The sequence below is a fragment of the Paenibacillus camelliae genome, assembly GCF_023715345.1.
Taxonomy (GTDB): domain Bacteria; phylum Bacillota; class Bacilli; order Paenibacillales; family Paenibacillaceae; genus Pristimantibacillus; species Pristimantibacillus camelliae.
The window spans coordinates 190,819-203,034 of record NZ_JAMBNY010000008.1 but is presented as its reverse complement, the minus strand read 5'-3'; the positions used below and the strand labels follow the sequence as shown (position 1 = coordinate 203,034).

At 42.9% G+C, this 12,216-nt stretch carries 9 protein-coding genes and 1 rRNA gene; 1 reads left to right on the top strand and 9 read right to left on the bottom strand.

Annotation, left to right across the window (positions count from 1 at the left end; genetic code table 11):
* The 7 genes from M3180_RS14495 to M3180_RS14465 all read right to left on the bottom strand — a co-directional run.
* Positions 1-105 (bottom strand): 16S ribosomal RNA (locus tag M3180_RS14495); the annotation flags it as partial.
* Positions 106-462: 357 nt separating this feature from the next.
* On the bottom strand, positions 463-1,659 hold the full coding sequence (locus M3180_RS14490; RefSeq protein ID WP_251668707.1) for a sugar ABC transporter permease: 1,197 nt from the start codon (positions 1,657-1,659) through the stop codon (positions 463-465).
* A complete protein-coding gene (locus M3180_RS14485) occupies positions 1,656-3,179 on the bottom strand; it encodes a xylose ABC transporter ATP-binding protein (RefSeq protein ID WP_251668705.1) in 1,524 nt (507 codons plus the stop codon). Before M3180_RS14485 ends, M3180_RS14490 begins: the two co-directional genes overlap by 4 nt.
* 46 nt (positions 3,180-3,225) lie before the next feature.
* Positions 3,226-4,299: a D-xylose ABC transporter substrate-binding protein gene (xylF, locus tag M3180_RS14480; RefSeq protein ID WP_432806942.1), complete on the bottom strand. Its 1,074-nt coding sequence runs from the start codon at positions 4,297-4,299 to the stop codon at positions 3,226-3,228.
* 109 nt (positions 4,300-4,408) lie between these two features.
* On the bottom strand, positions 4,409-5,965 hold the full coding sequence (locus tag M3180_RS14475; RefSeq protein WP_251668701.1) for a response regulator: 1,557 nt from the start codon (positions 5,963-5,965) through the stop codon (positions 4,409-4,411).
* Positions 5,958-7,406: a sensor histidine kinase gene (locus tag M3180_RS14470; protein ID WP_251668699.1), complete on the bottom strand. Its 1,449-nt coding sequence runs from the start codon at positions 7,404-7,406 to the stop codon at positions 5,958-5,960. Before M3180_RS14470 ends, M3180_RS14475 begins: the two co-directional genes overlap by 8 nt.
* Position 7,407: 1 nt before the next feature.
* Positions 7,408-8,391: a sugar ABC transporter substrate-binding protein gene (locus M3180_RS14465; RefSeq protein ID WP_251668697.1), complete on the bottom strand. Its 984-nt coding sequence runs from the start codon at positions 8,389-8,391 to the stop codon at positions 7,408-7,410.
* A gap of 415 nt (positions 8,392-8,806) precedes the next feature.
* On the opposite strand from M3180_RS14465, the gene glsA reads away from it, so the two are divergent.
* Positions 8,807-9,772 (top strand): glutaminase A, encoded by a 966-nt coding sequence (gene glsA, locus M3180_RS14460; RefSeq protein WP_251668695.1) that lies wholly within the window; start codon positions 8,807-8,809, stop codon positions 9,770-9,772.
* Positions 9,773-9,817: 45 nt separating this feature from the next.
* On the opposite strand, the gene M3180_RS14455 is transcribed toward glsA, so the two are convergent.
* Positions 9,818-10,279 carry a hypothetical protein gene (locus M3180_RS14455; RefSeq protein WP_251668693.1) on the bottom strand — a complete coding sequence of 154 codons (462 nt, stop codon included), beginning with the start codon at positions 10,277-10,279 and terminating at the stop codon, positions 9,818-9,820.
* 49 nt (positions 10,280-10,328) lie between these two features.
* Positions 10,329-12,209 carry an ABC transporter ATP-binding protein gene (locus M3180_RS14450; RefSeq protein WP_432806945.1) on the bottom strand — a complete coding sequence of 627 codons (1,881 nt, stop codon included), beginning with the start codon at positions 12,207-12,209 and terminating at the stop codon, positions 10,329-10,331.
* Positions 12,210-12,216: the final 7 nt, after the last annotated feature.

The following is a 12,216-nucleotide window of genomic DNA, read 5'->3' as shown; positions in this document are numbered from 1 at the left end:
CCGCTAACTCTCAGGAGTGCAAGCACTCCATCAAGTCCGCTCGACTTGCATGTATTAGGCACGCCGCCAGCGTTCGTCCTGAGCCAGGATCAAACTCTCCATTAAAGTGTTTGATTGCTCATTTATTCCGCTTTTTATCAACAACTCAACGGGGTTGAATTGTTGATGGCAGTTCTTACTCGTTGTTCAGTTTTCAAGGAACAATTACACTTCATATTAATGAAGTTAATTTATTTCGCCGCCATCACCTTTCAAAGTGACAACAGAAAATATCTTATCATATTCATTCGTTTGATGCAAGCTTTTTTTCAAATTATTTTATGATTCAATTTCATGAATCATATTCATTCGAAACTCTTTCGCTTGCCTCATCGCAGCCCGTTTTCTCGGCCGGAATTAGAATATACCATAGACGAATGTCATTTGACAACCCCTTTTTTCAAAAAAATAATGCCGCCTAAGCTAGGCAGCATTATTTTTACGATTTCTTGTGTGGATATCCACATATACAGCGAGTACAAGTATGCCGCCTTTAACGATATACTGCCAGAAGGATTCCATATTCATTAAACTCATTCCATTATCGAGACTACTCATGACCAGTGCACCGATAAGTGCTCCCATAATAGAACCTGCACCACCAATTAAGCTTGTACCTCCGATGACACATGCTGCAATGGCATCAAGCTCATAGTTTTGCCCTGCTGTCATTGTTGCAGCGTTCAATCGAGCGGTCAAAACGAGTGCGGCGATAGCGGCTAATGTATTACACAGAACAAATACAAGCATAACGCGGCGCTTAATGTTAATCCCTGATAGCTTTGCAGCTTCAGGATTGCCCCCGATCGCATATACTTGACGACCGAAAGTCGTATTGCGTGTTATAAATGTAAAGATAAGAGCAAGCACAACAACCATTAAGAAAGGTACTGGGATACCCTTATAGCTATTCATGACAGCTACGAATCCGAGTATTAGCGTACCCGCAGCAATAATTCTCAGCACGCTTAAAGCGAGTGGCTCTACTGGAAATCCATACTTACTGCGTGACGACCTCTTTCTTAACACAAGCACAGCTGCAATCAGAAGTCCAATACCTCCTATTACCCATCCAATCAAGTCAGTCATATACGATTGTCCGATCGTTTTAAGTCCAGGAGATAGCGGTGCTACAGTTACACTGCCAGTTGTACCAAACAATAGTCCGCGAAAAACTAGCATTCCACCTAGCGTTACTATAAATGCGGGGACCGCCTTGTATGCAATAATCCATCCTTGAATACAACCAATTAACGCGCCAATCGCAATCGCTACGATAATAACAGGCAAAGCTGGCCAATCATACCATACGTTCAGCATCGCGACGATTCCGCCGATAAAGCCAACAAGTGATCCTACAGACAGATCAATATGACCTGCAACAATAACGAGCACCATACCAATCGCTAGTATCGATGTGACTGACATTTGTAAAAATAGATTTGATAAATTCGTAGGCGATAGAAACCTTTCATGTAGTAATGAGAACAACACCCATATCGCTAACAATGCACCGATCATCGTATAGGCACGTGCATCGAACTTAAACCAAGACTTCCAGCTTCTCGATCCAAATGCCGCTTGATTATATTCAGTCTCAGCTGCTGTTTGTCCTTTCATCCCGTTCTACCTCCCGTTGCAGCAGTCATTATGACTTCCTGTGACGCCTCTTCCGCCATAAATTCAGCCGTCTTCCTACCTTCGGAGATGACCATAATTCGATGACTCATCCCCATCAGCTCTGGAAGCTCAGATGAAACCATAATAATAGCCATTCCCTGCTTTATTAGCTCATTCATCAGGGTATAGATTTCGAATTTTGCACCAACATCGATACCACGTGTCGGTTCATCGAGTATTAATATTTTCGGATTTGTCATCAACCATTTTCCAATGACTACCTTCTGCTGATTACCTCCGCTTAATGTACCGACAATCGTCTCAACTGAGTTAGCTTTAATACGCAGCGCCTTCATATAATCGTTTCCTTGATATATCTCCTTCTGATGGTCAATAACTCCACCGCTAGAGATGTGCCTTAAGCTGGAAAGCGTTATATTGTTCTTAACATCCATACCGAGGACAAGTCCGTATTTCTTCCTATCCTCTGACACAAGAGCTAAGCCATGCTTTATCGCCTGCTGCGTGCTTTTAATTCTTACGCTTTTCCCTTCGATCTCAACCGTTCCACTCACGGCTCCTGAATATCCGCCAAACAAGCTCATTACAAGCTCTGTTCGTCCAGCTCCCATTAAACCTGCAATCCCGAAAATTTCACCTTGGCGTATCTCAAACGACAGATCATCAATCACTTTACGGCCAGGAAGATCAGGATGCATCACTGAATAATTTTGCACCTTCATCACAATGCTGCCAGTCTGCGGCTCAATTCTAGGAAATAGCTGCTTGAGCTCACGTCCCACCATTAATGAAATTACCTTTTCCTCTGTAATATCTTCGATGCTATAGGTGCCTACGGTTTTCCCATCTCGAAGAACTGTTACAGAGTCGGCTATGCTGAACACTTCCTTCAGCTTGTGAGATATATAGATGCAGGTTACACCTCTTGCCTTAAATTCACGAAGAATTGAAAGTAGGATATCGACCTCCTGCTCTGTTAAAGCAGCCGTAGGCTCATCAAGAATTAATAGGTTCGCATTTTTTGATAACGCCTTGGCAATCTCAACCTGCTGCTGCTTCCCGATCCCTAACGTTCCCGTTCTTGTTTCAGGGCTTACATCTGTAAGCCCCACTTCCTTCAACCATTTTTCACTTTCCTTAAATGCTCGGTCCCAATTAATGACACCCCATCGCGCGAACTCCTTGCCTAGAAATAAGTTCTCTGCGATCGATAAATCCTTTGCAAGAGCCAGCTCCTGATAGATGATCGCAATTCCCGCCTGCTCTGCATCCTTAATCGTAGAGAAACGCTTCACATCACCGTGAATAACGATTTCCCCATCATAGGAACCGGTTGGATATAACCCGCTTAGCACCTTCATTAAAGTCGATTTCCCTGCACCATTCTCACCACATAGCGCATGAATCTCCCCTTTTTTCACCGTGAAGGTTACATCGTCAAGAGCTTTGACTCCCGGAAATTGCTTCGTAATATTTCGCATCTCTAATGCCGTCGTCATGCTCTGTCACCTCACTTCATCTTCACAGAGATAGATGTTAGTTAGCTTAATTCGCATTTTTGTAAACATCTTCTTTGGAATGGAAGCCGTCAGCAATAACCGTGGCATCGATATTGTCTTTCGTTACGGCAATCGGATCGAGCAATATAGACGGTACATCAATCTTTCCGTTATTGACTGTTTTATCCGCTCCTGGGTCTTCATCTTTCGCTAATTTAATAGCAAGCTCTGCTGCTTTCTCAGCTAATGACTTAATTGGCTTGTAAACGGTCATCGTTTGTGTGCCTTCAATAATACGCTGAGCCGCAGCAAGCTCTGCATCTTGACCAGATACCGGAATTTGTCCTGCTAAACCTTGCGCAGTTAATGCTTGAATTGCACCACCAGCTGTACCATCATTGGCTGCAACAACAGCATCAATTTCGTTATTGTTAGCTGTAAGCGCGTTCTCCATATTAGACAAAGCAGCAGCAGGGTTCCAATCCTTAGACCACTGATCATATACGATCTGAATGTCGCCTTTATCGATATAAGGCTGAAGAATATTCATTGCGCCTTTTTTGAATAAATGTGCATTGTTATCTGCTTCAGAACCACCAATATATACGTATTTACCCTTTGGCACCTGAGCTACAATCGCTTCGGCCTGCATTTCTCCAACACGCTCATTATCGAATGAAACATACAAATCAACATCGGAATTTTTAATTAATCGGTCATAGGCAAGCACCTTAATTCCCGCTTCATGTGCCTTTTCTACAATAGCTGCCGTTGCTTCCGCATTGTGGGGAACAACAACGAGTACGTCCACCCCCTGTGAGATTAACGATTCAGCCTGTGCGATTTGCTTCGCATCATCGCTGTTAGCTGCCAGCACCTCAACGGTAGCCCCTAGCTTTTCTGCTGCAGCCTTGAACAAATCTCTATCCTTCTGCCAGCGCTCCTCCTGAAGAGTATCCATAGAAAAACCAATTTTAATGCTTCCATCCTTCGCGGAATTCGCGCCTTTGTCTGAGCTGCCTTCCTCGTTACTTCCGCTGCTGCATGCGGCTAACAAGACAATCACCGCGAGCATTAGCGCTAACATGCCACCCTTTACTTTACGCTTTCTCATCTTCATCTCTCCTCTAAATTATTAAGGAAATGTATTGATTACATGGATAAGATTAACATGGAAAATTATGTGGCGATGGGATGAAAAGCGGTAAACTCTTGCAAACGTCTGTAAATTATTGCGATGTACTGTTCATTGCTTTTCGATATTCCGTAGGGGCCATTCCACAAACCTTTTTGAATACTTTGCTAAAGTAATTTGGATCGTTATAGCCGACCTCATAGGCGATCTCTTTTAAGCTGTAGGCTGCTGTACTCATCATTTTTTTAGCTTTCTCTATTCTGCATTCCGTTAAGAAGTCGATATAGCCAATTCCGATCTGCTCCTTAAACAGCTTGCTAATATAAAATGGACTCAGCCCAACTTCGCCTGAGATCATTTCAAGCGAAAGCTCACGATGAGAGTTCTCTACAATAAATTGCTTCATTTTGTGAATCACATCGATATGGGGCTGTTTTCGATTACACTCACAATCCTCCCTCAACCGCAGCAGCAGTCGTTCCGTTTCCAATCTGAGCTCTTTGAACGTATGTATCTGAAATGGATAGAATGGAAGCTCTGTCTCTATTCCATATTCACTTATTTCATAAAATACAAACCATATCCCCTCGAGCATATGCTGTTGCGCATGATGAAGCTTCATACCACTTGCTTCTAGCTGATCAATGACCTGAAGTATAGAGGAAGTCAGTGCATCCCACATCCCTAGTCTTAGCTGCTCCTGTATACTCTTCTCCTTCTCTCTGCTCCATAGCTTTACGGAGGCTTGGTTATCTCGATGAATGTCAGCATAATAGCTGTACTTCGCCGTTTCATTGCTTGCTGCAGCGGCTAGCAATGCTTCCTGATAGGAATACCGTACCTCATTAAGTGCTTGTCGCGGCTCACCAATTCCAATGCAGATTGACTGCTGCTGCATTCTAAGTTCGGTCATCGAGTTAAGCTCATGAACGATCGAAGCCGCTTGTGAACGAAACGATCGATTTCCTTCAAGGAAGCCGATAATAGGCAAGCAGCCACCTGACATCGCACCAACCCAGCCATTGCCTAATTGTCTAAACTTCAGCTTAACCGCTTGCAGTAATTTTTCAGGCGAATCATATGAACGCAATCGAATGACTAGCACGAACACGTCAGTATTCCATCTCATCGATTCTCCTAATAGATTAATCATTTCATCCAAATGCACTTCATGAACATGGTCGTACAGCAATTGTGTCACGATATCTGCTTCTACAATCGGTATCATTTTATCGAGCTTTTGATGCATCACTGCATGTCGTTCCTGTTCGGCCCGCTCCTGCTGTATCTGCTCTAGCACACGACCTACAACCGCTTGGATCTCAGCGATTTTGCTGGGCTTTAAGATATAGTCCTTCACACCAAGCTTTATTGCTTGTCTTGCATACTCGAACGTATCATAGGCAGTGACCATAATATAGCGAATATGCGGGTAGCTTGCTGATATACATTCGATTGCTTCCAGACCATTCATGACTGGCATCTTAATATCCATAATGATGAGATCCGGCTTAAACTGAGGGACGAGTTCTACCGCAGCCTGCCCATGCTTTGCAAGCTCAATAACAGCATCGGGATAGGCACGCAGCAGTATTGCGCGCATCCCCTCTCGTTCAATCTGTTCATCATCAACAATAAGAATGTTAAGCATCACTGTTCCCTCCTCTATACTTTGGCAATAATAGCCTTACGGTTGTGCCTTGTCCTTCATTGCTCTCGATCTCAATCACATTCTCTTGACCATAGAATAGACGCAATCGCTTTACGACATTACTAAACCCTATGCCTGTTGAATGTCCGTCCCTTCTCGGTTCGGTTTCCTCAAGTATTTGCTGAATCCGCTCGGCTGACATGCCCATTCCTTCATCTTTAATCTCCACAAGAATACGATCGCTTGCTTCTGTAATATGTAAAGTAATCGTTCCTCCGTGCTCTAGTGGCTCTATGGCATGGATGACTGCATTCTCTATAATGGGCTGTAAGGTTAAGCCTGGTAGCTGGATGTATAGACAGCTCTCATCGATATGCTCAATATAGCGCAATCGTTCCGTAAATCTTGTTTGTTGGATAAGCATATACTCTCTTAATATCATCACTTCTTCATATAGCGTAACTGGACGATCAAGTCTTTTTAAGCTGTAGCGAAGCAACCTAGCTACACTTGCAATCAAATCGCTCGTCTCCTCTAAGCCTTCGAGGTACACTTTTTTCGATAGTGTATCAAGCGTGTTGAATAGAAAGTGTGGGTGGATTTGACTTTGGAGGCTAAGCAGCTGACTTTCCTGCAGCAGAAGCTTATTCGATTGCAGTTCCCTTTCCAGCTGAGCCTTATGCTGTATCTCTGAGAAGAGATTGTTTATATTAACCCGCATTCTATCAAAGGTTTTTGCTAGAAAGGATATTTCATCGTTGCCTGCAATCTCTACCGACGTATCGAATCTACCGCGAGACAGCTCTCTGGCAGCTTGTGTTAGCTTATAGATAGGTCTTGTTATGCTGTATGAGAATAAATAAGTGAATAGCAGCAGGATGCACGTAATCATTGCAATCATCGATAAGCCAAGCTTGTTTAGCAGCTCAGACTGCTTAATCATATCGCGATAAAACTGATCATATGTTTTCAGCTCTGTATCGAAAAGAGTTAACGTCATCTCAGATATATAGGTAGATAGGCGCGTCGCATCTGTGAAATCATTTATTGATTCTTCCTTCTTGTTTTCATGTAAGGAGCGTATAGAACGATCCGTAGAATTTATCAAGCTGTCAATTAGATTCAAATAGTTCGTTAAAGTAAATAGATTCGCATCATTTTTCAGCTGAGCAATTTGCTCCTTCGCTTCTGTCAGCATTCTGCGCTCATTGTCCAGCACATAAAGCTTGTCGTTTGATGGAGTTTGTATGTAATTGTTTAGTGTGGTGACAAGCTCCCGGCTCAATGCACTAACCTCATTCATTTGAAGATAACGCTGAAGAATATCATTATATTGATTTTGCATTTTTTGATTATAGTACGTTAATGCGACCCATATGACGACCATACTGCAGACAACGACAGCTACGAGTGTATAGATCTTTTTTTGTATCGTATTCATCCTATATATCCTCAGCTTTCAGCAAACGTATATTGGTATAGTAGCCTTGCGTATCCACTGGAAAAACCTCACGGTTCAGCCATTGCACCATTTTCTCAACGCTTTGATAGCCCATTGTTTCTGGTGATTGCTCGATAAGTCCGCTCAGCTTCCCTTCCTTAAGCAGCGAACGGCTTTCCGCACTATCGTCAAATGAGTAAAGATAGAAATCAGCAATTCTTGCGCGCTTAGCAATTTCCTGGACCATAGCACTTGCATTATGAGAGGTTATAGAAACAAAAGCATCTAGCTTCGGTTCTCGATTCATAATATCGTTCGTAGCGGCAATCACTTCTTCGCGTGAATCACCGGCAATGACGATAAACGGTTCTATTGCTGCTCCTTTATTCAGCTCGGTTAATATGCCAGAGAGACGTTTACTTTGGTAATCCTCTTCTTGATCAGAAAGCATTAGTACAACCTTACCTTTAGCCTCTTGCCCAATGTCAGCTAGCAGCTGCTGTCCGATCATTTGTCCGGCACGCTTATGATCAGAGCCGATATAGGTTCTCCTTAAGCTTTTTTCAATCGAGACATCATTGGCAATCGTAAATACTGGTATACCGTTACCCGCCGCTTTGACCGTTGTTAATTTATTAAATTCATCATGATCAAGCCCCTGTACGATAATGCCATCGACTTTAGAGGCAATGGCGATTTCCATTTTGCGTAAGAAATCTACTTGATTCGTTCCATAGCTGCCCCACACCGAAAGCTCTACTTGATAATCGTTCGCAGCTGCTTGTGCCCCCGCTTCTACCTCATTCCAAAACGGGGTGTCCATTTGCTGTGTAATAAGTACGATACGATAAGCGGAGGCTTGCTCCTGACTAAGCTCATCTGGGGCAAGAAGATCGTACCTAAAAATTTGAATTAAGATGGAAAGTGTAAAAATGAACATTACTGCACTAGCGCATGACAAAACAATTATGATGAATTTCCTCATTGCTTCCTTAGCCTCCCCTTGAGTTAAAGCGCTTACATTAAAGTGTACCAGAAACATACAGTTATTGTTAATACGGTAAATGTTTTACTCGACATCATTGTAATGTAATAGAGGCCGCGGAGAATTCGTTCTCACTTCTCTGCGTGATGAGCAAGCTGCTTTAAGCCTCATACATTGCATTACTCAGACATTTGTATCTCAGTAGCGAATAAATTGTACTCATCCTTGGCAAACACTACAGTGAATGTGATTAGCGTATTCAGCGCTAATAATCAAATTCAATATTAATGCATTAATTGCGGCATTATATATTTACTCATGAATAGTGTTTTTTTGATCATAAATGTATTTTTGCATGGCGAACCGTTCATGTTACAATACAAAAAAACTCAAATTCAACCGTGCAAAAGAAAGGATGCTTCCAATGAATACTATGCCGAAAATGGAAGAGCGTTTACCTCATTTAGTTGAACAGCTAGATGGATGGATCGAGAAAAGCAAATCATTATGTCAGCACGGAAAAGTGGCGTCCTATATTCCAGAGCTTGCAAAAGGCAATCAAGCTGCACTCGGTATTCACCTTATCGATGGATATGGCAATGAAGCAATGGCCGGTGATGCTTCGACTGTGTTCACACTGCAAAGCATATCCAAAGTGTTTTCCTTACTGCTTGCTCTTATGGACCATGGTGAGCAGCTTGTATTCGATAAGGTCGGGATGGAGCCAACAGGTGACAGCTTTAACTCGATGCTGAAGCTGGAGCTTGTCCAGCCCGGCATTCCGTTCAACCCACTTATTAACGCAGGCGCAATTGCTATTTCCTCTCTTATTACTGGAGCTTCTCAGCAGCATAAGCTGGATCGCGTGCTCGATTTTTTCAGATTAATATCAGGCAATGAGCAGCTTAACTACAATGAAGCGGTGTACCAGTCAGAGCTGCAGACAGCTGATCTGAACCGTTCGATGGCGTATTTCCTTAAGGATAAAGGTGTGATCGAGCAATCGGTTGATGACGTGCTCGATGTGTACTTTCACCATTGCTCGATTGATGCGACATGCAAGGACTTAGCGCGTATGGGCCTATTACTAGCTTACAACGGTTATGATCCGATTCGTGGCAAGCAGCTCGTTCCGAAACGGTATGTGCAAATAGCAAAATCGTTTATGGTGACATGTGGTATGTATAATGCGTCAGGGCAGTTTGCGATCCAAGCTGGCATACCTGCAAAGAGTGGTGTGTCTGGTGGCATATTGACCCTTATTCCTGGTGCGGTTGGAATTGGCGTGATCGGACCCGCGTTAAACAGTAAAGGAAACAGCATTGCTGGTGTCGATTTGCTAGAGAAGCTATCCCAGCATTATGATTTAAGCATTTTTTAACAAAACAAAAACGGACGATCAGCCTACAGGGCTGATCGTCCGTTTTTACAAGTTTTTACCTTGTATATATGCTTTAATATCACTTATCATCGCTTGTGCTTTTTTATTGCCCCAATAGCCAAGATGATAAACTCTTGATCCGATGAGAATTTCTTTGGAGCCAATATTACTTATTGAGTCAGGGTACGCGTCAATCATTACTTTTTCATTACCCCTACCATTAATTATTGGATCACCGAAATACGTTTTCAGAGAACGATGATATGAATATTTACTTAAAATTTCCTTTAAATCTGTAAATTGATCTGATCCAGGTTCAATATAAATTTCAGTTTTGATAGAATCCAATATAGGTGTGCCTCTTTCGTTAAAGAGGCGCTCAGTATGAATGAGATACGCACCTGCATTCTCATCAATGACCTTTGTAAATGATTGTGGCCAGTAAAATATTATTCCACTCGTTACAATTGCAGCTATACTTAAGAATAAAATTAACCTTTTTATCATTCATTCTCCAATCATCAATTACTTATATTTACGAAGCCTACCCTTTAGTCTATGCCTCGAGCAACTGCTGACCAAGCACAAGCTTGCGATATAAGCCTTCCTGCTTAGACAATTCCTCATGTGAGCCAATCTGAGAAATCTTACCTTTTTCAAGCACTACAATTTTATCCGCTTGTGTAATGGTATTAAGTCGATGTGCAATAACAAATGAGGTTCTGCCCTGCATTAGACGCTGCAATGCTTCTTGTATTTTGATTTCCGTAACGGTATCAATGCTGCTTGTCGCTTCATCTAATATGAGAATCGCCGGATTGGCAATTAATGCTCTTGCAATGGCGATCAGCTGCTTTTGACCTTGACTGATGCCCGTACCACCTAATTTAAGCTCAGTCTGATAGCCATCCTTAAGTCGCATAATAAAGGAATGTGCATTGGCAAGCCTTGCTGCTTCATATACTTCCTCATCTGAGGCATCAAGTCGTCCATAACGAATATTGTCCAGTATTGTCCCCTCGAACAGAAAAGGATCCTGCAGCACAAACGCCATATGGCTGCGAAGGCTTTCCCGCGTATAGCTGGCTATGTTATGGCCGTCAATCCGAATCGTCCCACCTGTAGGCTCATAAAAACGAGATAGCAGTGAAATTAATGTTGTTTTCCCCGCGCCGGTTGGTCCTACAAAAGCAACCATTTCACCTGCTTTTACTTCAAAGCTTGCTTGCTGAATAATTGGTCTGCCTTCCTCGTACTGGAAGTTTACTCCTTCAAAGGTAACATCACCATTTACAGTCGCCAAATGCTTAGCCGCTTGCTCATCCTTCACTTCTATCGGCTCATCTAGGATTTGAAAGACGCGCTCTGCTCCTGCAATCGCTGATAGCAACGTGTTCCACTGGTTAGCTAGATCGTTAAGCGGTCTTGTAAACTGTCGAGCATACTCTGCAAAAATAATAATCATGCCGACTGTAACAGAATCTGTCCAAAGTGTAAGCAGCGCTCCAACGCCAACAATAAGCGCGAAGTTCATAGAATTAAGCCCGTTCATCAGCTTAGGAATAAATCCTGAAATCGCTTGTGCCCAATAACCAGATAAACGAATTTTCTCATTGCGCTCCGTAAAACCAGCTATAACAGCCTCTTCCTGAGCAAACGCCTTTATAATTTTCTGTCCAGACAAAGATTCCTCAACAAAGCCATTGAGAGAGCCCAAGCTCTTTTGCTGCATGCGGAACAATCGACTTGTACGGCTTGAGATCCATTTCATCCCGAAAAACATCAATGGGATAACGATAAAGGTCAGCAATGTTAGTATTGGGCTAAGGCTGATCATCACCACGATTATTCCTGCTAGTGTTAACGTACTGGAGCAGATTTGAATAAAGGAGCTGTTCATCGAGGAGCTAATATTCTCAATATCATTACTCGCTCGACTCATTAAATCTCCTTGCTGCCGTTTTGTAAAGAATGAGATCGGCAAGCGATGGAATTGCGCAAATAAATCCGTGCGCAGCTTGTAGACGGTCTGCTGAGATACCTGAATCATCCATATGTTTTGCAGCCAAGCGGACAGCGCCTGCCCACCATAGATAAGTGCTGTAAGCATGAGCATCATAAGTAATCCATCACGTGCTTCCATAATATAATGATCAATCATATGACCGACCATATAAGGTCCTAGCAGTGACAATCCAGTTGCTGCGACGATCATTAGGAGCACTGCAATTAAACGACCTCGATACGTTGCGAGATACCCCCATATCCGTTTGAGTGTATTCCACATTTGATCGGGACGCTTTACACGCTCTGGTGCACGACCAGGAGCACCACCAAGCCCAAGTCCCTTTGACGAGCTCTCATCACCAAAGCCTTCCTGTGCAAGGAACTCACTTGGCTTTGCATAGGAGAATGGAGCGATAAAAAACAGCTTTATTCTACCG